This is a genomic window from Methylosoma difficile, from assembly GCF_054657615.1.
Map to the genome: position 1 here is coordinate 300,160 of NZ_BAAHYJ010000005.1, position 21,854 is coordinate 322,013.

15 protein-coding genes are annotated in these 21,854 nt (G+C 50.6%); 9 read left to right on the forward strand and 6 right to left on the reverse strand.

Annotation, left to right across the window (positions count from 1 at the left end; translation table 11 throughout):
- Nucleotides 1-19: 19 nt before the first annotated feature.
- Together ACYQ1O_RS14785 and ACYQ1O_RS14790 are read right to left on the reverse strand one after the other, a co-directional pair.
- Complete coding sequence (locus ACYQ1O_RS14785) at nucleotides 20-595, reverse strand: RNA polymerase sigma factor (protein WP_459992816.1); 576 nt, start codon at nucleotides 593-595, stop codon at nucleotides 20-22.
- Between the two features lie 124 nt (nucleotides 596-719).
- Nucleotides 720-1,454: a TorF family putative porin gene (locus ACYQ1O_RS14790; protein ID WP_459992817.1), complete on the reverse strand. Its 735-nt coding sequence runs from the start codon at nucleotides 1,452-1,454 to the stop codon at nucleotides 720-722.
- Nucleotides 1,455-1,724: 270 nt separating this feature from the next.
- Here ACYQ1O_RS14790 and ACYQ1O_RS14795 point away from each other — a divergent pair, with 270 nt between their 5' ends.
- From ACYQ1O_RS14795 to ACYQ1O_RS14805, 3 genes are read left to right on the forward strand one after another with little or no spacing between them, the layout of a single operon-like run.
- Nucleotides 1,725-2,888, forward strand: coding sequence for an HlyD family secretion protein (locus ACYQ1O_RS14795; protein WP_459992818.1), 1,164 nt, complete (start codon nucleotides 1,725-1,727; stop codon nucleotides 2,886-2,888).
- Nucleotides 2,885-5,572, forward strand: a complete 2,688-nt coding sequence (locus ACYQ1O_RS14800; RefSeq protein WP_459992819.1) for an ATP-binding cassette domain-containing protein — start codon at nucleotides 2,885-2,887, stop codon at nucleotides 5,570-5,572. The genes ACYQ1O_RS14795 and ACYQ1O_RS14800 overlap by 4 nt, the downstream gene beginning before the upstream one ends.
- The gene (locus ACYQ1O_RS14805) at nucleotides 5,569-7,695 is read left to right on the forward strand and encodes an ATP-binding cassette domain-containing protein (protein WP_459992820.1); all 2,127 of its coding nucleotides are present in this window, start codon (nucleotides 5,569-5,571) and stop codon (nucleotides 7,693-7,695) included. The genes ACYQ1O_RS14800 and ACYQ1O_RS14805 overlap by 4 nt, the downstream gene beginning before the upstream one ends.
- Before the next feature lie 207 nt (nucleotides 7,696-7,902).
- Here ACYQ1O_RS14805 and ACYQ1O_RS14810 read toward each other — a convergent pair whose 3' ends face one another.
- On the reverse strand, nucleotides 7,903-8,568 hold the full coding sequence (locus ACYQ1O_RS14810; RefSeq protein WP_459992822.1) for a VPLPA-CTERM sorting domain-containing protein: 666 nt from the start codon (nucleotides 8,566-8,568) through the stop codon (nucleotides 7,903-7,905).
- 165 nt (nucleotides 8,569-8,733) lie between these two features.
- Here ACYQ1O_RS14810 and ACYQ1O_RS14815 point away from each other — a divergent pair, with 165 nt between their 5' ends.
- The 4 genes from ACYQ1O_RS14815 to ACYQ1O_RS14830 all read left to right on the forward strand — a co-directional run bounded on the left by ACYQ1O_RS14815 (nucleotide 8,734) and on the right by ACYQ1O_RS14830 (nucleotide 18,169).
- Nucleotides 8,734-9,042, forward strand: coding sequence for a hypothetical protein (locus ACYQ1O_RS14815; protein ID WP_459992824.1), 309 nt, complete (start codon nucleotides 8,734-8,736; stop codon nucleotides 9,040-9,042).
- Between the two features lie 556 nt (nucleotides 9,043-9,598).
- The gene (locus ACYQ1O_RS14820) at nucleotides 9,599-10,129 is read left to right on the forward strand and encodes a hypothetical protein (RefSeq protein WP_459992825.1); all 531 of its coding nucleotides are present in this window, start codon (nucleotides 9,599-9,601) and stop codon (nucleotides 10,127-10,129) included.
- A 287-nt stretch (nucleotides 10,130-10,416) separates the two neighbouring features.
- A complete protein-coding gene (locus ACYQ1O_RS14825) occupies nucleotides 10,417-10,881 on the forward strand; it encodes a hypothetical protein (RefSeq protein WP_459992827.1) in 465 nt (154 codons plus the stop codon).
- A 16-nt stretch (nucleotides 10,882-10,897) separates the two neighbouring features.
- The gene (locus tag ACYQ1O_RS14830; protein ID WP_459992828.1) at nucleotides 10,898-18,169 is read left to right on the forward strand and encodes a calcium-binding protein; all 7,272 of its coding nucleotides are present in this window, start codon (nucleotides 10,898-10,900) and stop codon (nucleotides 18,167-18,169) included.
- 59 nt (nucleotides 18,170-18,228) lie between these two features.
- On the opposite strand, the gene ACYQ1O_RS14835 is transcribed toward ACYQ1O_RS14830, so the two are convergent.
- Entirely contained in the window at nucleotides 18,229-18,627 is a 399-nt protein-coding gene (locus ACYQ1O_RS14835) for an RNA-binding S4 domain-containing protein (RefSeq protein WP_459992830.1), read from the reverse strand.
- Nucleotides 18,628-18,635: 8 nt separating this feature from the next.
- Nucleotides 18,636-19,574 carry a 4-hydroxy-3-methylbut-2-enyl diphosphate reductase gene (ispH, locus tag ACYQ1O_RS14840; protein ID WP_459992833.1) on the reverse strand — a complete coding sequence of 313 codons (939 nt, stop codon included), beginning with the start codon at nucleotides 19,572-19,574 and terminating at the stop codon, nucleotides 18,636-18,638.
- Nucleotides 19,575-19,734: 160 nt separating this feature from the next.
- Between ispH and ACYQ1O_RS14845 the strand changes: the two genes are divergently transcribed.
- The gene (locus tag ACYQ1O_RS14845) at nucleotides 19,735-20,484 is read left to right on the forward strand and encodes a pentapeptide repeat-containing protein (RefSeq protein WP_459992835.1); all 750 of its coding nucleotides are present in this window, start codon (nucleotides 19,735-19,737) and stop codon (nucleotides 20,482-20,484) included.
- A gap of 49 nt (nucleotides 20,485-20,533) precedes the next feature.
- Here the strand turns inward: ACYQ1O_RS14845 and ACYQ1O_RS14850 are convergent, their stop codons facing one another.
- Complete coding sequence (locus ACYQ1O_RS14850; RefSeq protein WP_459992837.1) at nucleotides 20,534-21,100, reverse strand: Slp family lipoprotein; 567 nt, start codon at nucleotides 21,098-21,100, stop codon at nucleotides 20,534-20,536.
- A 138-nt stretch (nucleotides 21,101-21,238) separates the two neighbouring features.
- Here ACYQ1O_RS14850 and ampD point away from each other — a divergent pair, with 138 nt between their 5' ends.
- A complete protein-coding gene (ampD, locus tag ACYQ1O_RS14855) occupies nucleotides 21,239-21,784 on the forward strand; it encodes a 1,6-anhydro-N-acetylmuramyl-L-alanine amidase AmpD (protein ID WP_459992838.1) in 546 nt (181 codons plus the stop codon).
- Nucleotides 21,785-21,854 lie beyond the last annotated feature (70 nt).

Below are 21,854 nucleotides of genomic sequence, written 5' to 3' on the forward strand. Positions count from 1 at the left end.
TCGCTGGTTGGGCGTATCGCTATTCCGGAGTGTAGTCGTCTACCGAAATATGGGTCGCTAAAATTTTACGGGCATAGTGCATTCGGGTTTTCACGGTGTTTTCAGGGCAGTCCATCAACACGGCAATCTCGCTGTAGTGCAGTCCTTGAAAGTACGTCAGTTCAATCACTGCACGTTGTTCTGGCGATAACACTTGTAGGGCAGAGTCCAGCCAATCCGTCATTTCCAGTTGTTTTAAACCGGCATCGGGGCTTGCGAAGGCGACATTATCGGCGTCCATTTCATCCAGCGAATCTTCATGGGCGTGGTTGCCGTTGCGGATCGCTTGGCGGGCTTTGTTGAAGGCGATGCCGAAAATCCAAGTGGACAGTTGGCATTGGTGGTTATAGGTGGCGGCCTTTTCCCACACCGTAAACATCACGTCGTTGATGATTTCGTCAATCAGGTCTTCTTGCCAAGTAATCCTGCCGATAAAACGGAACAGGCGTGGGTAGTAATGGTGGTACAGACGTTCCAGCGCCGTTTGGTCAGCATTGCAGATGCGCAGAAGCAAGGCTTTTTCTTCATTGTTGGAGCAAAGGTTTTTGTTATCCAATCTATTTTCCAATGTACCGCGCCTTGAGTCAGATAGCCAACATTCTTACCGTTCATAAGTCCATTGCAGAAATGGGTGAAAAGGTTCAATGGCGCAAAATTATTTAATGGAGCCTGCCGATTGCTTAAAAACCAACAGAAACCGATAAGACAATGTTGCTGTTGAGCAAGGGCGGGTCGTATTTTTCGTGCATTTTTTCGGCAAGGTTTTGTTCGATGTTGGTTTCTGATGCATCCATATAGCGCAGGTCGATGGCAAAGATGTTGTAAAAATAAGTGATGCCTGCGTTCCAATAAGGGTAGTCTGAACCTAGCACTGTTTTGGTGTGGCTGTAGCCAAAGCTGGTGGAAAGCTCAAAGTGGTCGCTTAGCGGGTATTTGCCGGTCAGTTCCATGTCCAGTGCGTAATTGCCCAATTGGTAAAAGTCATCGATATAAGAAATTCTCCCGGAGAACACATCTTTATAATGCAAAAATAGGTAGTATTCGTTGTAATCGGCGTTATGACCAAACACCTCGCCGTCATACAAATACCGTGAAATTTGTGCGTTGGCCCGCCACTGTTCGTTCAAGTTCACATTCCAGCCCAAATAAGGGATGATCTCGACATGGGCGGATTGGTCGTTTTTTTTGTGTTCGTAGTCAATATTCGAAACCGAGCTGCCTAGAAACAAACCGCTGGCATGTTGGTAGTCAACATTGGCTTGCAAAGCCACATTGTGGTTGGTTTTGGAAAACCATCGGCTGACGTTGTCGGTGGTCAGGGTGACGGTGGCATGGGGTTCGGCAAGGCTTAGGCTGCAGTAAGTGCAAAACAGGGCTGCACAAAAGGGCCGTAGCCGCAAAGCAGGTTTATTCATGGGTTTTGGAAATGGCAAGTGGCATTCTGGGTTGTGCCTGCATGGATGGGCGGTCAAGGCGGTGTGTCGATAATGTCAGCATGCTTGGCGTGAATGCTTGCTTAATGGATTGCTAATATTGAGGCTAATATAAAAGCTTGTTGATTATCAGGCAAACTAATCTGCTGCTGCTGGTCAACAATTTGAACCATCAGTTAAATTTTTGGCATCAACACAGAAGCCCATTGGTTTTTTTTCATCAGAACAAACAAGATTTTTTAGGGAGATTTTTTGGCAACCGCTTTTTCTCGAACCACCCGTTCACTGGCACTCGACTCGTCACGCTATGCGCTGTTGGCTTGGCTGTTGGGCGGCCTGTTTTTGCTGGCTTGGCTGGCGTGGTTTATATTTGCCCGCATCACGGTGTATGAGGTTTCCAGCCACGCGCGCTTGGAAGTTAACCATTCCGCGCATCCGCTTGCCGCCTTGGTGGCTGGTAAAGTGGTTGCGAGTTTTGTGCAATTGGGGCAAGAAGTAAACGCAGGCGATGTCTTGATCGAATTGGACAGCAGCCGCGAAAAACTGCGCTTGCAAGAAGAGCAAGCCAAGCTGGCGGCTTTGCCCGCGCAACTGGCATCCATCGACAAGCAAATGGCAGGCTTAGGCCAAGCCAAATCGAAAGATCAACAAGCGGCCTTGGCGGCCTTGCAAAGCGCCAAGGCGCGGCAACAAGAAGCCGATGCGGCTGTGGCGTTTGCCCAAGACAATGAGCAGCGCATGACGGCAATGCGCGACGCCATTCCGCAAATTGAAATCGTGCGCGCCCATGCCGAGTCGCAAAAACTCAGCTCAGCCAGGGACGCATTAGCGGGGGAAATCCAGCGTTTGGCAATGGACGCACAAATGCGCGGGCATCAAGAGCAAGCCGATATTGAAAACCTAAAACGGGAATCCGCACGTTTGCAGGGCGAAATGGCGAGTGTTGCCGCCAGTCTCGACCGTCTTCAACAAGACATTGGGCTGCATCTGATCCGCGCCCCTGCCAGCGGGAAAGTTGGCGAGCTGGCGGCTTTGCAAATCGGCACTTATGTGACGGTTGGCGACAAGCTGGGCGCGGTTGTGCCGGATAGCGCGTTGAGCATCATCGGCTATTTTCCGCCCGCTGCGGTGTTGGGCAGGATTCATCCGGAGCAGTCGGCACGTATGCGTTTGGACGGTTTCCCTTGGGCGCAATTTGGCACCATAGCTGCGAAAGTCAGCCGTGTCGGCGCGGAAATCCGCGATCAGCAAGTGCGCGTGGAATTCACGCCTGAACAAGCCGCCGATTCAAAAATTCTGCTGCAACACGGCTTGCCCGGTGTCATTGAAGTCAGTATCGAACAAACCAGTCCGGCGCTGTTGATGTTGCGTTCAGCAGGGCAATTGATGGCTGGGCAGCCGCAGAAAACCCCATGAGCAAAAACGATAAGCAACGTTGGCTAGCACCGGAAGTGGTGCAAACCTCGGCAATGGATTGCGGGCCGGCATCGCTGAAATGTTTGCTGGAAGGCTTTAACATTCCCGTCAGTTACGGTCGGTTGCGCGAAGCTTGCCAGACCAATGTCGATGGCACGTCGATTGATCGTCTGGAAGAAGTCGCCAACCAGTTGGGCGTACAAGCCGAACAGGTGATGATTCCTATCGACCATCTGTTTTTATCGGCAGCCAACGCCTTACCGGCAATGGTGGTGACACGCCATGCCGATGGCGCAACCCATTTTGTGGTCGCTTGGCGCAAACACGGCGCGTGGTTGCAAGTGATGGATCCGGCGGTCGGCAGGCGTTGGGTGCGTTGCCAGCAGTTTCGTGATGAAATTTTCCGGCATCAATTTTCGGTGGCGATAGACGATTGGTATCAATGGGCGGCAAGCGACGAATTCCTAAAACCCTTGCAGCAACGTTTGGCTTTGCTGGGTGCAAGCCCACAACACAGCTCCGCTTTGGTGGCTGATGCCTTAGCCACGGCGGATTGGTTTGGCTTGGCAACGCTGGATGCCGCCGTACGCTTGGTGACGGCAATCGTCAACGCTGGTGGTTTAAAGGCGGGCAAACCCGCAGCAAAGTTGGTGCGGACGTGTATTGAAAAAATCGACCCCGACGATATTTATAAAACCATTCCACTGGCCTATTGGTCGGTTGTTCCGCAACCTTTTCAGGAAGCTTGCGAACCACAACTACTGCTTAACGGTGCCGTGCTGTTGCAAATCAAAGCCCGTTCCGCGCAGCAACCAGACGAAGCGCCTCAACAAGCCCCGCTAAGCGTCGAGCTTGAGGCCGCCCTCAACGAAAAACCTTTGCAACCCATCAGCACGCTGTTGGGTTTTTTAAAAGCCGATGGTTTGTTTTCCCCGTTAGCCCTCTGTGCGGCCTTGGCAATTGCCGTGGCTGCCGTTTTGCTGGAAACGCTGTTGTTTCGCGGCGTGTTCGACATCGCTTGGCAACTTAAGCTGCCCGACCAACGTTTAGCCGCCATGTTGGCGTTATTGGTTTTTGTTGCCGTGCTGTTGATGGTCGAATGGCCTATCGCTACGGAAGGCCAACGTTTTGGGCGGCATCTGGAAACCCGCTTGCGTATGGCGTTGTTGGCTAAACTGCCGCAATTGAATGACCGTTATTTCCAAAGCCGTCCGGTGTCGGATATGGCGGAGCGCAGCCATAGCATTGCCTTGCTGCGTAATGTTCCCGCTTTGGGCATCCATTTTGTACAGACCGTTTGGGATATTGCCTTTACTTTGGTGGGTATCAGCCTTTTGGATGCCGCCAGCAGCGGTTTGGCATTGTTGGTGACGGTTCTGGCGATCAGCCTGCCGTTGCTGGCGCAGCCCTTACTGAACGAGCGCGACTTGCGCGTCCGCAGCCATTCCGGTGCCTTATTCAGTTTTTATTTGGATGCCTTGCTGGGTTTGGTGCCTATCCGCAGCCATCGCGCCGAAGCGGCGGTCAGCCGTGAACATGAGGGCTTATTGGTGGAATGGGCGCGTTCCAGTCGCAGCATGGTGCAGCTATCGATAGCCATTGAAAGCGTGCAGGCTTTGGTGTGTATGGGCTTTGTCGGCTTGCTGCTGTTTCAGCACTTTAGCCGTACCAACGGTGTGAACGGCAGCGATTTGCTGTTGGTTTTTTGGGCATTAAAACTGCCCGCTATTGGTCAACAACTGACGGCTTTAGCGCACCAATATCCTGCCCAGCGCAATATTTTGCTGCGCTTGCTTGAGCCGCTTGCCGCGCCGGAAGAAGCCGATGCTGAAACGCCACCAACTTCCGATGCACAACAGCCCGCCCAGCAAGCGGGTGTCAGCATCACCATTAACAACGGCGCGGTGATCGCCGCAGGCCACGCCATTTTGCAAGACATTGACCTGCACATTTCGGCGGGTGAGCATGTCGCCATTGTCGGCGCATCCGGTGCGGGAAAATCGACCTTGGTAGGCTTGCTGCTGGGTTGGCATCGCTTGGCGAGCGGGCAATTGTCAGTCGATGGGCAAGCGTTAAGCGGCACATCGCAGCAACGTTTACGCAGGCAAACCGCGTGGGTCGATCCGGCGGTGCAAATCTGGAATAGCCCGTTTCTGGACAACCTGAGCTACAGTGCGGGCGAAGGTTCTTTCGATCACATGGCGCAAGTGATTGATGCCGCCAATTTGCGCGGCGTGCTGCAAAAACTGCCGGAAGGTCTGCAAACTTATTTGGGCGAGGGCGGGGCGTTGCTGTCGGGTGGCGAAGGCCAGCGTGTCCGGTTGGGTCGGGCGTTGTTGCAAACCGATGTCCGCTTAGCCTTGTTGGACGAGCCTTTTCGCGGCATGGATCGAAGCCAACGCCAGCGATTGCTGAACGATGCCAGGCAGTGGTGGCACGATGCAACCTTGCTGTGCATTAGCCATGATGTCGCGGAAACCTTATCGTTTGCCCGTGTGTTGGTGGTTGAAGACGGGCAAATCATCGAAGATGGCATTCCTGGCGAACTCGCCGCCTGCCCATCGCGTTACCGTGAATTGCTGGATGCCGAACAGGTGGTGCGCGGGCAGCTCTGGGAAGATGCGGCTTGGCGGCATATCCGCGTCGAAAACGGTGTGGTTCGGGAAATAGGGGCGCAGCCATGAAAACAATCATCGAACTCAGCTGGCCTCTGTCACGTCTTGGCGAAGGCATTCAAGAATTGGCAAAAGCCGCCGGATTAAACCCAACCCAAACACAGCCGCTGGCAGTGCCGGAAGATTTGCTGGCAGACGATAGCGCCGAACTGGGGCGTTGGCTGGAGTGGGTGGGCGAACACTTGGGCTTGCAGACCGAAGCCGTGGAAACGCCGCTGCCGCAAACCACAAACTTGCTGGGTCATGTCAGTCCGGCAGTGCTGAAAATCAACACCGATCAAGGCAGCCGATTTTTGCTGTTGCTAAAAGCGCGCAAAGGCACGCTGCAAGTGATTGGCCCCGATTTGCAGCCACAGCGTTGCAAGGTATCCAATTTGCGTGATTGGCTGTGTGATGTTTATGAAGCGCCCATCCGTGCCGAAATTGCCGAATTGCTTAGCCTTGCCGATGTTGCACCCAAACGCCGTGCCGCCGTGCAAGCCGTTATGCTGCAAGAACGCTTAGCCAACAAAACCCTAGGCGATTGCTGGCTGCTGCGTTTGCCGCCCACCGCCAGCTTTTGGCAACAACTGGCGGATGCACATTTGCCGCGCAAGCTGGTGGGGATGTTGTCCGTTTTCACTTTGCTTTATGGTTTGGAAATTATCGCTTGGACATTGATAGGCGAAGCCGCCTTAAACGGTCGCTTGGATTTTGGCTGGCTATCGGCCTGGGCTTTGTTGGTATTGTCGCTGATCCCTTTACATGCCTTCGGTGGCTGGTTAGATGCCAGCTTTGCCTTGGAAATGGGGCGGATACTTAAAAAGCGTCTGTTGGCTGGCGCTTTGCGATTGGACTTGGCTGCCGTCAAACATCAAGGCGCTGGGCAATTGCTGGGGCGGGTCATGGAATCGCAAGCCTTGGAATCCTTGGCGTTAAACGGCGGTTTTTCGGTATTGATAGCCGCTATTGAATTGCTGTTTTCGGCTTGGATACTGGCCAGCGGCGCAGCCGGATTAGGGCATGTGGTTTTGCTGGTCGGTTGGTTGGCTTTGACGCTGGGCTTAAGCTGGCGCTACTGGCAACGCTTAAGACAATGGACCTTGATGCGCTTGGACATGAGCCAAGACTTGGTCGAACGCATGGTCGGGCATCGCACTTGCTTGGCGCAGGAATCGCCCCAACGCCGTGACAATCACGAAGATACCCTGTTGCAGTCGTATCTGGATGCATCTATTGGTTTGGATAATTCTATTACCCCCATTACCGGCGGCTTGGCGCGCGGTTGGTTGCTGGTTGCGCTGACGGGCTTAGCGCCCGTTTTTGTTGCGGGTACCAGCAGTGCCACTGCATTGGCAATCAGCTTAGGTGGCATCTTGCTTGCCAATCGCGCATTGGCTGGCGTGTCTTCCGGTTTGGCGGCTTTGGCACGGGCAGGGATCGCTTGGCAGCAAGTGTCTGGCTTGTTTTATGCCGCCAACAAAAAACCGAATCACGAACCGTTCCTAAGCCAATCGCGTCTTGCCGATGATGAAAATGCATCAGGGCCATTGCTTACCTCTAGCGACGTGGTGTTCCGTTACCGCCCCGAAGGCGATGCGGTGCTGCGCGGCGTGAATTTAAGCATCAACCACGGCGACCGTATTCTCCTGCAAGGTGCATCGGGCGGCGGCAAATCAACCTTGGCGTCTTTACTGGTCGGCTTGCGCCAGCCCGATTCCGGCTTGTTGTTGCTTAACGGCTTAGACCGCCACACCTTGGGCGACAGCTGGCACAGCTTGGCGACCGAAGCCCCGCAGTTTCACGAAAACCATATTTTAAGCGGCACATTGGCGTTTAATTTGCTGATGGGCAGCCATTGGCCTGCGTCTGATGACGAAATGGAAGAAGCCAAACGTCTCTGCCAAGAACTCGGTTTAGGCGAATTGCTGGAACGTATGCCGTCCGGCATGATGCAAATGGTGGGCGAAACCGGCTGGCAACTCTCGCACGGCGAACGCAGCCGCTTATTTTTAGCCCGCGCTTTATTGCAAAACGCGCAACTGACACTGCTCGATGAAAGCTTTGCCGCGCTAGACCCCGAATCGCTAGAAAAATGCTTGGCTTGTGCCTTTAAACGGGCGAAAACGTTGGTGGTGATTGCCCATCCGTGATGGAATGGTTTGAATAGGGGTAGGGGTTGTAGTAGTGCGATTATCGGGTGGCGTATTCCGTCGTATAACGCCAGTGATTGCGCTTTAGCCTTTAGTTTTTAATCAAAAAAGTAAGTCGGGGTTTTTTATCACCCCAACTTACCGTGTCACAATAGGATTCCCGTCAATTCTGCCGGAACGGCATCACGAAAACCCAGATGACAACTCTTAGCTGACTCTTTTACGGCGCATAGCCGCCAAACCCATAATAGCCGGGCTGAACAACCAGAGAGCGGCAGGCAAAGGGACATTGACGTTGGAACTTAAAAACTCAACACGAAGCCCCGTCTTGTTATTATTTGCCTGTGTTATGTTGGTTACGACAAATCTCAAGGTATTTATACCGTTTACAAAGAAGTCATTGGCACTGAAGTTATGCCAACTACTAAAATTGTTGGCTGTACCAATCAATTTTCCATTTAGAAAAGCCCTGGCGTTGTTATCGGCGGCAAACCGGGCATTAAAGCCAGCACTATTGGCGTCGTAGCCGGTTAAATCAAACTTTAACGTCCAACTGTACACTCCATCGCTAGTCGTGTCGTAGTTGTCGGCTCTATTTGAAGATAAGGTCAACCAGTGCGAGGTTGTGGTGTCGGCTAACCAACGGCTTCCAACAACCCCGCCGTTGCCCACGATCGCACGACCAAGTCCGGTTGAGCCTGCGCCACTCCCGCTGGTTTTTCTAAAGCGGTAATTCAAGTCTCTTGTACCATCTTTGGTGATGCCTTCTCCTGTATTGAACAGCCCCGGAATGGATGCAGCATGACCAACAATAGGCATCAAGGCGGACATCAACAAAGCTATCGCGAGCGTTGTAAAAAGTTTATGGCCCATTTTCTGATCCTATAAAAATGATTGAAATTGCTGTGTTTTTTCTAACACTAAGATCATAGATTGCCTCATAAAACAGCAAACTACTTGCAGATAGATAGTAGATTAATTATTACCGCCAGGCAAAAACCAGATTTTTAAAACAATATAAAAATTAATGTATTGCGTGTGAAAAAGGCAGGTGTTGTGACATATATTGACAGTTTTGTGACATTTTTTTTCACAGGCTTCGCCATTGATTGGGCATTTCAACCAACGAATATTTTGATGGTGTTAAATGAACCAAAATATTTATTCAAATCGGTTCATATAAACATTTTGGGCAGCGTAAAAAATTCGGCTCCTTTTTACTTTTTTAGTGTTGTGGCGGCAATGCTTGCCGACAAAACGGCACGCCTGGCATCAGGCCGCTTTGCCTTGGTGCCGACCCGCATTAGCGCAGGCGTAGCCATCCATAAAAAATACCCCTTTCACTGAAACGCAACAAGGCAAGCAGACAATAAATAACGTTAGACAATTATGGCCTAGCGGACAACAAAAAACCGACCAATCGCGGATCAGTCGCAGTTATCTTTGACAGGCTGCCGGTGTTGTTGGGGGCATAATATTGATTGCACTAAATAATTAAGTTAGATTGGGGTTCTTTTGCGTTTTGTAAAAGAGGATTTAACTGAAGTGTGGGGTAAAAAACGGGCTTTGTTTGGTTTTCATCAAGGCTGGGCAGGGTGTTTGTTCTCTTGAATAGAGGGGGAAGGGGATTTATATGATGAACTTGAATAATGCGGCACGAACAACAATACGGCGCAATGCCCGTTGGTTATTGCGCCTTACGGCCTTGCAAACGAAACGCTCAGAGCCAGATCGGTGGCTTTTTGAGGATGGCTTGGCTATTGGGTTTTGCATGGATTTGTTAGGTATAATGCCTCGCCCTAAAACTAAGCTTTTTGCAAAAAATTAACCAAAGTTGTGTATGAAAAACTACAGCAATAACGGGCAAAGCAATATCAGTTAACAACAATTTAAGAGATACAAAATGGAAAATGACAACCACAAAAAACTGCTTTCTGCGGCAGCGTTCTTTAACGAAACCGCCAGAAAGCTGATTGCAACTGAACGCGGGCTGCATGCGGAAACGCTGATTATCTCGGTGGCGCGCATGGCGGGTGCTTTGATGTACCGGAGTTTTGGCTTTGATGAAACCATCAAGCCCGGCACTACCGTTTTATCCGATCAGGCCAACCTGCACGGGCCAAAACTAATGGAGCTGATGTTGGTGACCCTGCGGCAATTGAGCCACAACATAGGCGAAGATAGCCTCGACGCGGAATATGCCTCAGGCAAATTTTCCCAGCTTAGCTTTCAAGAGACCTACCAGCGCCTCGCGCCCTTTTTTATAAAATACTGCGAAGTGGCCCCTATCCCTTTTCAGGATGCCGCCTTAGGCGCAGCCATCGCTACAGGCATCCTCATTCATGATTGCCGCGAAGTGTTGGCGGTTGAAAAAGGCGCCGCCCTTGCCGTATACGGCTTTGTGGAAGGTACAAAAACGGCGCAACAGCATTAAGGCTTTGTTCGTACTCAACAGCCCAAAGCATCAGTGCAAAGCTAATTTCACCCTTTCTTTAGCAGCCAAACTTAAACAACCAAGGAGACCCGTATGGCACTTACATAAAAGCAAGCCCTCAGCAAAATCGGCAAGAAGGCATGTTCAGGCGCTGGCTGCTTATTAAAACAGCCAGAAGAATCTCTGGAGGGATTCGTAACGCCTCCGTAACTTAACGACATTGAACGCCCAATGTACAAACCCACATTAACAGCGGCTATCAGGCCAACAAAACGGAGATAAAGCGTATGGCATTTGTAAATGAAATTGTTTCAGAAGAAAACATCCAGAAGTACGGATTAGATGAACTTAAAAAGGATTTCGACCATTTTGGCTGGTTAAAAGGTAGGCCGGAAGGATTTTGGCATGCTTGGACTATAGACCGCGAGCGGAGTATTTACTTCATGCAAGCCAAGATGATTGAAGAGAATGGGCCGAGCGGACGGCCTGAACCAACTACTAAAGACATTTTCATCCTGAATATTAAAGGGATAGATATTCGAATTTTGCTTGATCGAGTTCGCTGTTCAAAATGGATTACGGAATCACCTTTCTATATCGGTTGGAGTTTGCTGGAAATCGATATGCCGTCAAGTTTTCAAATGTCTAGGGAGGATGTAATTCAAATACTCAAAGAGGCACTTAAGGTATATGGACCTAACGGTCCTAGAGGCAAACAAGCACTTAACACTATCGTTGAATTTGATTTTTAAAGCTAAGGAGATAAAAATGGCACTTACAGTAGAACAAGCAAATGCTCGACTTAACAGCATTACTACCCCAGATGGACTGCGCAATCTGATTTCGGAACTTGATGTGACTGGGCATGGTTCGACGACCTTGCTGTACAGCAACAGTTTATCTGGTGATGTTGAGGCGCGTACTTTGGCAAATCAGCTTGCCGATCAAAATGCGGATATACGAATTGTCGATAATACCGAGGCCGCTAAATTTCTTGATTACGATAAGAACAGTGCTCTAGCATCTAAACTTGAAGAGTTATTCGGTGAAGACTTTAAAGCCAGAGGAAGCGAAGGAAACAAATTTCTTTTCGGCACTTATGATGCCAGTGGCACCAGAATAACGTCAGACGGCGCTTGGGATACAGTATCTAAGAATTTCGCCCAACTTGCGACAGGTGATGTACGGGTCATCGCCCCAAATGCAAATATTTCTGGCGTTTTCGGCGCAACCGAACTCAAAGCATTAATGGATAACCCCAACGTCACCGCCATTGAAGGCATCCCCAAAGACGATTTGTTGAAACTAGACAGCCAGACCAGATTCGACGCCATTAAGAACGCGTCATTTTTAAACATGGCCTACACGGGTCTGCATTATGACAAAGATGCTACCCACGCGGCAGACGATTTCCTGCACAAAATAACCGATACCGAAGACTATTTGGCACTTCACCCTGAAGCCAATAACCGTTTTAAACTGGCTTCCGATACCTTGACCGCTGACCAAAAAGTCTACTATCAGACCTTTTCCAAGGCGATGAAAGATTCACCGTATGCTTTAATTGCTGACGGAAAATTGCTCAACAAGTTGGGTGTTGTCGGCGACCTCATGGACTTTGCGCTAACCTGTGACGAGGCGGCATCCGCTGTAGAAAGCGGCAACATCAAACAGGCCAAGGCGATCATGGCGGAATGGGCAGTCGAACAGACCGGTTCTATTGCTGGCGAGGCATTAGGGACAGTTATTGCTGGTGTTGCAGTGGCAGCGGCAGGGGCAGCACTGGCGGCACCTGTGGCGGCAGGCATTATCATTGGCGGCTCCTTGGTGGGCGGCTTTTTCGGTGCCGACGGTGCCACAGGCCTCTACGAATTGTTTAAAGACAAAAACGACAATGACCGGGCTGACATTATCGACAAGCTCAGCGACCTGCTGTTCGGCAAGGAGGGCGGTACGGAACTGCCCGCCGACCTGAACGGCGGCGATCTGACCTTCATCCCCGCCTTTGAACTCGACCAGATTGTCGCCAATGCCAAAAATGACATTGGTTGGCGTTATGCCTTGCAGCAACTGAACCCATTCGCCATCAATGACATTTCCTATGACCAGCACAACACCGACGGTTCGCTGGATATGTTTGTTGAGGCCACTGGCAAAGGCACCATCACCGAACAATGGCTGAAGGACCGTGCCCGTTTTGATGTTCTGGTGGCGGAAGCCTCCGATACGTTTATCCCTAACGAACTCTTAAGCTGGAGTTATTACCAAGACATAGCCAGCGGTCTTGAAATAGGCATCCCCGTTGGCACCGACAAATACATCTTCGGCGGTGACGATCCCGATACCATGGAAGGTGGCTTGGGCAAGGATCATTTCTACGGCGGCAAAGGCGATGATATTCTTAACGGCGGCCTGGGTGATGACTATATGGAAGGCGGCGACGGTGACGACACGCTTTACAGTGACACCAAATTGTTTGAGCGCAATGGCGGCAATGACATCCTTTATGGCGGCAAGGGTAACGACAAGCTGTTCGGTAACTGGGGCAGCGATACCCTTGACGGCGGTGAAGGTGACGACTATCTGCTGGGGGGCAGCTATTACCAAGAGCGTGTGCGAGAGAGTGATAAGGTAGACATTGACATTTTGGAAGGCGGGGTTGGGTATGACAGATACTATTTGGTGAGAAACGAAACTATTATCCGTGATGAGGACGGACAAGGGGAGCTCTGGTATCAGGATACCCGCGCAGGCGCCAAGCCTTTCGAAACCACCATCATGCAATTTAAAGGCGGGGCAAAACTTAGCGACAACGTTTGGGTTCAAGGTATTGATGGTGGTAGATATTTCTACTATTTGTTTGGCAGCACGCTTTTGTTTGCTGGGGGTCAAATAAAACACTTCAAAAACGGCGATTTGGGAATCGTTTTGAAGGGGGATGCCAAAACCGATGGATCTGGTGGTTCTGGCGAGCCGGATGGCAATGGCGGTGGTGGATCCGGGCCAATAGGGGGCTTCCCGGGTGCTGGTGGCATCGTCTCCCCGATCGCCCTGGATCTGAACGGCGACGGCCTGTCCACCTTGGCGGTTGACGACGGCGTTTACTTCGACCACGACCATAACGGCTTTGCCGAACTCACGGGCTGGCTCAACCCCGAAGACGGCTTGCTGGTGCGCGACCTGGACGGCGACGGGCAGATCACCAGCGGGCGCGAGCTGTTCGGCTCCAACACCTTGCTGGGCAACGGGCAAACCGCTGCCAACGGCTATATTGCCCTGGCGGAACTGGACGGCAATGGTGACGGGCAGGTCAACGCCTTGGATGCCGCCTTCGCCAGCCTGAAAATCTGGTGCGACCAAAACGGCGACGGCAAAAGCCAGGCGCAAGAGCTGCTGACGCTAAGCGCCGCCAGTGTACAAAGCCTGTCCACGGCCTACATCGACAGCAGCCTGACCGACCACGGCAACTTCCTCAAACAGCTGGGCACCTTCACCCATAGCGACGGCAGCGCCGGCACCAGCGCCGACATCTGGTTTGCCGCCAACGACAGCTACAGCATCGCCACCGACCCTTTGCCGGAAACCGCCGCCGTGGCGGCTCTGCCCAACGCGCCCGGTTACCGCAATGTCCACGACCTGCACCAGGCCATGCTCCACGACCCCAGCGGGCATCTGCAGGCGGTGGTGCAGCAGTTTGCCGATGCGCCCGCCCAAGACCGCCGTGGCCTGATTGATGGAGTCATCTATGCGTGGCTGGGGGTGGAAAACTTGGCGATCAATAGCCGTGGGCCATATGTTGATGCACGAAAACTGGCGGCGTTTGAGGTTTTCACCGGGCAGCATTTCTTACAAGGCAGTGGTGCTAATGGTGGTTCAGCTGACAAACCAGGGCCCAATGCAGGCGAATACATCACGGGTTTGTTTGACCAGCTTGCCGATGTTGTTTACCAACAACTGATGGACAGCCATTTCATGTCCTTGCTGGACACGGTCAATTGGGAGTGGAATGCCACATCCGAGCAGTTTGAAGGCGATGTCAGTGCAACGGTGGTTGGGTTACAGCAACTTTACAACCAAGGCACTAATGGCATAGCGGAAATCATTGAATTTAACAAGGTGCTTAAATTGCACGACAGTATGGGCGAACAAGTTCTTGCCAACTTGAGCGCCGAAGGGAATTTGGGTGTTGGTTTTGAGGGGCTGTTGGGCAGAATGGGCAACGAGTTCATTTTCTATGAAAGGGGGAATGGCTTAAAAACAATTGCAGGAGGTGTCAAACAAAACTTGCTCATTTTCGGAACAGGGATTTCCATGGCAGATATTGCCTTTAGTCGCAGCGGTTATGATTTGGTTTTGAAAATTAATGGTACGGGTGACCAGGTGGTTTTACAGTCTTTCGGGTTAGATACAAAAAACCGGAATGGGTCAGTTATGTTTTTGGACGGTACGTTATGGGATGGCGCCTATTTGAATGCCAAAGTAGCTGAAATAGGACCAACTGAAGGCAGTTATGGGGATGATACTCTAGTTGCTTGGGTTGGTAACGATAGTGATCTTCATGGTGGGGGCGGCAGTGATACGCTATTAGGTAATACAGGCAATGATGTGCTGGATGGTGGTACGGGTAATGATGTTATGAAAGGCGGTTTGGGTAATGACACCTATTTGTTTAATTTAGGCGATGGTATGGATGCCATTTATGAGGCTGATAATATTGCCAATAATCAGGATACTCTTATTTTTGGCGAAGGCATTGCTCCGACCGATATTGTTTTCCTCCGCAGTGGTTATGACCTCATTTTGAAAATCAATGGCACGGACGGCCAGGTTGCTTTGCAGTCCTTTGGGGTGGATGCAAAAAACCGCATTGAAGACGTTATGTTTGCGGATGGTACTCTATGGGATGCCGCTTTTTTGAACAGTCGGGCTTCACAAGAGCAGCTTATTGGTAGTGATGGAAATGATGTGCTAACAGCCTGGGTTGGTTTCGGTAACACACTTTTGGGTATGGGTGGGGATGACTCGCTAGTCGGTCAAGTTGGAAGCGATACGCTAGATGGCGGAGCTGGCACCGATAATTTGCAAGGCGGTTTGGGCAATGACACCTACTTGTTTAATTTAGGGAATGGACTTGATGTGGTTACTGATGTCGATAGCACGGCCAATAATCTGGATACCATCATTCTTGGCGAAGGCATTACCCCAAACGATATTATTTTCTCGCGTGTCGAGTACAGCCTAATGTTAAGTGTTAGCGGCACCTCTGATGTTTTATTTATCTACGGTTTTGGTGTCGCCCCCACTTATCGTGTCGAAGCGATTAAATTTGCAGATGGCACGGTATGGGATGAGGCCTATTTGTATTCACGGGTTGCCGGCATGTTGGTGGGTACTGGGGCGGCTGATAACTTGCTCGCTTGGTTTGGCGAAGATAGCCATATGCAAGGCTTGGAAGGTAATGACTCGTTAGGGGGTAATACCGGCAATGATTATTTGGATGGCGGCTTGGGTGCCGATTCTATGGGAGGACGCAAAGGCAATGATTACTATGTTGTTGACCATGTTGGCGATACGGTAGTTGAACAGGCCGGCGAGGGTATCGATACCATTGAGCGCAGTTATGACACCAACTTAGTTTTGGCAGCTAACGTCGAAAACCTTAACATCACAGGTGCGGTCATTTATGGCTACGGTAACGAGCTGGCTAACGTGCTGACAGGGAATGCAGCCAACAATAACATGTCCGGTCTGGCTGGCGATGACACTTTGTACGGTTTGGCGGGCAATGATAGCTTGTTTGGCGGTACCGGTGCGGACTTGTTCTTTGGTGGCACAGGCAATGACTATGTGTTGGGTGATGCTGGCAACGATACTTTTACCTTTAACTTGGGTGATGGTCAGGACAGTATGGACTGTGCAGACCTGTTGTCCGCCACCGACACGCTTAAGTTTGGCGCGGGGATTGTTGATACCAATGTCTTTGCGACGCTGTCTTCCTCTGGTAACGATGTTTTCCTGAAAATCAAAGGCACTGGCGATTGGGTTGCTTTGATTAATTACAACCTTGCCAGCACCGGCAGTGGCGCGAGCGCATCCGACCATAAGCTTGACCGCGTTGAGTTTGCCAATGGTGTGGTGTGGGATCAGACCGCCATACAACTGCAAGTTGACAGGGCTGCCAACAACCAAGCGCCGGTGATTAATACTTATTTGCCCACCTTGCAAAGTCAAGCGGACACGCTGTTCAGTTACACGGTGGCGCAGAACACCATTACCGACCCTGACCCCTGGGATTCCATCACCTACAGTGCCACGATGACGGATGGCTCGGCTTTGCCATCGTGGCTTAGCTTTGATGCTGCAACCCGCACTTTTTCAGGCACGCCCAGTGCTAGCCAGATAGGTAGCCTAACGTTCATTTTATGGGGAACTGACAATTATGGTCGTGGCACGGGCGAATATGTCACCCTGAATACGACGGCAACCAATCATGCGCCGGTGCTGGTTAGCCCGATAGCAGATTTGGCAATAGCAGTGGGTGCCAGTTTCACTTACACCGTACCGTCCAACAGCTTCCAAGACCCGGATGCCGGTGATTATTTGGGCTATACCGCGACATTGGCCGATGGCAGCCCTTTGCCGGTGTGGTTAAATTTTTATGCAAGCCTGCGGTTTTTCTATGGTACAGCCAGTGTGGCTGGCAGTTGGAGTGTAAAGGTTACGGCGAAGGATTCTGCTGGGGTTAGTGTTTCTGATGTTTTTGATATTACAGCCAGCATCCAAGATTTAACCTTGACCGGTACCAGCGGTGCCGACACCCTGACCGGCAACTTGGGCAACGACACGCTCAGTGGTCTGGGCGGTAATGACACCCTGATCGGCGACGCGGGTAACGATCGTCTGGACGGAGGTACGGGTAGCGATACCTTGATTGGTGGTGTTGGAAACGACACTTATATTGTCGACAGCAGCACAGATGCCGTTACCGAAAATGTCAACGAAGGCTTGGATACTGTGCAGGCCAGTGTCAGCTACACACTGGCGGCGAATGTTGAAAACCTGACCTTGTCCGGGACGGCTGCCATCAACGCAACCGGCAATTCAATGGCAAACAATCTGCTTGGCAATAGCGGCAATAATACCTTGAATGGCGGCGCGGGCGCTGATCTCTTAACCGGTGGCGTGGGTTCGGACACTTATGTGGTGGACAATAGCGGCGACATCATTGTCGAAAAGGCAAACGAAGGCACTGAGCAAATCAACAGTGCGGTCACTTACACGCTATCTGATAATCTTGAAAAACTGACGTTAACGGGTACTTTGTCGATTAACGGCATTGGCAATAGCCTCGGCAATACGCTCACAGGCAATACCGGCAATAATATCCTGACCGGTGGTTTGGGGGCGGACACGCTGGTAGGTGGTGGCGGTAACGACACTTATATCGTCAATATCACCAGCCTTGGCGCATTGGAAGATATGGTAACGGCAGGTACGGGTATTGATAAGCTTCAAGTGGTAGGCATTTATACGGGCGCGTTAGCAACTTTGACCGCCGCCACTGCCGTTGAAAATTACGATGTGTCGGGTACGGGCAATGCGTTGCTTAATCTGACCGGAAACACCAGCAACAATAACCTGGTCGGTAATGCTGCTGCCAACGTGTTAAAAGGCTTGGCGGGTAACGATATTTTAACGGGCGGCAGTGGGGTTGATACCTTCTGGTTTGACACCGCCGCCAATTCTTCGACCAACAAAGACACGATCACCGACTTCGCTACTGGGCTTGATAAACTGAAGTTCAGCGCCTCTGTTTTGACTGCATTAGGTACGACAGGCCAGTTTAGCGTAGGCGACCAGCGTTTCAATAAAAGCAGCAACGGCTTGGCGCTTGATTCGACGGATCGGTTGATTTACAACACTACTACCGGGGAACTCAATTACGACAGCAACGGCAATGCCAGTGGCGGCACGCAGGCGGTTTTGCTGGTCTTGACAGGCATACCCAACATAACGGCGACCGATTTGGTTGTCGCTTAGGTTCTATCGTAAATCCCATGCAATGGCGTCCAAGCTTATGTTTGGACGCCATTTTTTCATCAGCCTTCTTTAAACCGATGGATCAGGCGCCGTTCTTTTTTATTGGGGCGATGCGATTCGTCAATGCCGGCAAATAATATTTTCTGTTCGCGTTCCAATTGGATTTGCGCTTGGCGTTTGGCGTGGCTTTCGGGGGATTCTTGGTAGAGTAAAACGGCTTCTTTGGCGGGGCGGCGTTGGCTACTGAGTGCGACGATGGTTATTTCCCATCGGTAAGCGTCTTTGCTGATGGACAGCTCCGTACCGATGCGGATTTCTTTGCTGGGTTTGGTGCGTTGTTTGTTGACGTGGACTTTGCCGCCGTCAACGGCATCGGCGGCGAGCTTGCGGGTTTTGTAAAACCGCGCAGCCCACAGCCATTTGTCCAAACGTAGCGATTCTAATGGGGGATTCGCCACGGTTTTGCTTAGCGTTTCAAGCCTTTAGGCAAAGAAAAGACGACTTTTTCTTCAATGCCTTCGTTTTCGATGGTGGATTGGCCGCCCCATTTTTTCAGTTGCTCAATCACCTCTTGTACCAAGACTTCCGGTGCGGATGCGCCAGCGGTGACGCCCACCACGTTGATGCCTTCAAACCAGCTTTGTTGCATGTCTTTGGCGGTGTCGATCAGGTACGACGGTTTACCCAGTTGTTCGGCAATTTCGCGCAGACGGTTGGAGTTGGAGCTGTTGGGTGAGCCGACCACTAAGATCAGATCCGCAGTTTGCGACAGTTTGGATACGGCATCTTGGCGGTTTTGTGTGGCGTAGCAGATGTCGTCCTTTTTTTGTTCCTGAATGCCGGTAAAGCGGGCGCGCAGGGCATCGACCATGATTTTGGTGTCGGTCATCGACAAAGTGGTTTGGGTGACGTAGGCCAAGTTATCGGGATTGTTGACTTGCAGGTTGGCAACGTCTTCTGGGGTTTCAACCAGGTAAATGCCGCCGTTGTCGGTGCATTTTTCGTATTGGCCCATGGTGCCTTCCACTTCCGGGTGTCCGGCGTGACCGATCAAAATCACTTCGCGGTCAGATTTGGCGTGTTTGGCGACTTGGATATGGACTTTTGTCACGAGAGGGCAGGTGGCGTCAAATACGGTCAAGTCGCGTTCTTTGGCTTCTTGCTGCACTTGTTTGGAGACGCCGTGGGCGCTGAAAATAAGGTAAGAACCGACCGGCACGTCGGCAACGTCTTCAATAAACACGGCACCTTTTTCTTTTAGGCCGTCAACCACCGTGCGGTTGTGGACGACTTCATGGCGTACATAGATAGGTGCGCCAAAGGTTTCTAAGGCTTGGTCAACAATTTCAATGGCGCGGTCTACACCGGCACAAAATCCACGGGGGTTGGCGAGTACGATTTGCATAACTTGACTTCTTTAGTTGGTTAATTTTTGTTTATTCTAACTCAACATTGTGTCCGATACGATGATTGCATGTGTGAGGGCTTATAATAAAACCTATTTTGGTGAAAGCTTGCAAGTGATGGCGTTTATTGCTTGGGGTGTTTTTACAAGAGGAGGGCTTATGAGATTTTCTTGCGTTTGTTTGGGGTTGTTGTTTTTGGCGGAGAATGGCTTGGCGGTTGCGTCTGATCTAACCCGCGATGAGGTGGAGCAGCGTTTGGCGGCTGCCAGCAGTAGCCAGCCTGCCGATTTACGGCGAAAAAACCTGACTGATTTGGATTTGTCGGGTTTGGATTTTAAGAAAGCCGATTTGTGGGGGTCGGATTTGCGCCGTGCCAATTTCAGCGGCAGTGATTTGTCAGGTTTGGTGTTGGATTTGACGGTGATGTCGAAAATTAATTTGTCACACGCCAACCTGAGTAAAGCCAGTGTGTTTGGCGTGCATGTTGGCGGTGCGGATTTGAGTTATGCCAATTTGGATCGTGCCAATTTAAACCACGCCAACCTGTCGCATGCCAATTGGGGCGTGGATATGCAAAATCAGCCGATGGGTTTGATGCGGGTGACTTTGAATAATGTCAATTTAAGCGGCGCAGATTTGTCGTCGGCGAATTTAAGCCGCGCGTTAATGCGCTATGCCAATTTGCAAGGCGCAAAACTGAATAATGCCGTTTTGTTCGGTGTTGATCTGACCGGCGCGGATTTGTCGGAGGCGGATTTGACGGGTGCAGATTTGTCTGCCTGTAATTTGGAGTCGGCTAATTTCGCGGGTGCCGATTTGGCTGGTACGGTGTTTTCGGGCATTAAGGACAAATCTGTTTTGAAAGGTCTGGATACCAGCAAGCATTTAGATAAGGCCATTTTTAAATAGCATCTGCGCGTTCGCGGAGCCTCTGTCCGTTTAGGCTCCGCTATCGATATTAATGGAAGTGGTAATGCCGGGAATAGCCGCCCCAATAGTAGGGATAGCCGTAAAACGGGTAGTTGGGGTAGTAATAGCCAAAGCCGCCGTAACCCACAGGGCCGTAGCCGCCATAAGTACTATTGCCATAATAGGGGTCGTTGGGCCATAGATGAAGCACTGACGAAGTGACAAGTGGTAAGTTTAAGGTTTTTTGACCTATCGTGCGTTGGATGTCGCCATTTAGATTACCTGCTACAGTAATAAGGGTGTCTTTGGTATAAATAGCAGGGTCTAGGAATTGTTTGCTTTCAATCACAAATCGGCCGGGGGTATCTTGGTCGATTTGTGGGCGACCGTAGCCGTTAAGCGGGTAATACAAGACATGAATCAGGCTGCGTTGTTGTTCGTTTTCTACCTGTGCAATGACGCCACCCCAGCGCACAGGCGCCGATTTAAAGTTACCGCCGCTTTGCACGGCTTGGCTATAGCTGACATCAAATTGAGGTGCGTCTTCTATGGCGGGGGGCAAGCTTGAGCAGGCGCTTAATAAAAATAAGCAAATGGCAGGTAGATAGTGTTTCATTGTGTTTTCCTCAGAAGATTGCCGGTGTTTTGAGCGTGGGTGCAGAAATTTATCTTTAGTAACGGGCAATTAAAATTTGTTCAGAATTTAATTCGCTGATAATCCGTTGGGTTAAGGCATAAACAAACGATTTCATTGATGACCATAGAAAACCACTGGCTTTGCGAAGCAACAAAAATCCCTTCACCCAATTTCGACGAACGTCCTGTAGAAGAAGACATCAGTCTAATTGTTGTCCATTGTATAAGTTTGCCTCCAGGCGAGTTTGGCAACCACTATATCAATGATTTGTTTTGCAACCAATTGGATGCGGATGCTCATCCTTACTTTGAGGGCATCTATAAGTTAAAAGTATCTGCGCATTTGCTGATTAAGCGTACAGGGGAGATTATCCAATACGTGCCTTTCAATCAAAGAGCTTGGCATGCCGGACAATCTATATATAGAGGCAGGGAAAGATGCAATGATTTTTCAATCGGTATTGAATTGGAAGGCACGGAACTTGTGCCTTATGCCGATGAGCAATATCAGGTGTTGTCAGCAGTGGTTGCCGAATTGCTTTCATCTTACCCAAAGCTATCTGTGCAACACATAACAGGGCATAGCGATATTGCGCCTGGGCGAAAAACGGATCCAGGACAATCTTTTGATTGGACTAAATTGTTGGGTTTTTTAAATAAATGATTGTTTTAAATGGTAATTGTTTTAAATGAATTTGACATGTCTGCGGATCATGCAAAGACAAATGAAAAAG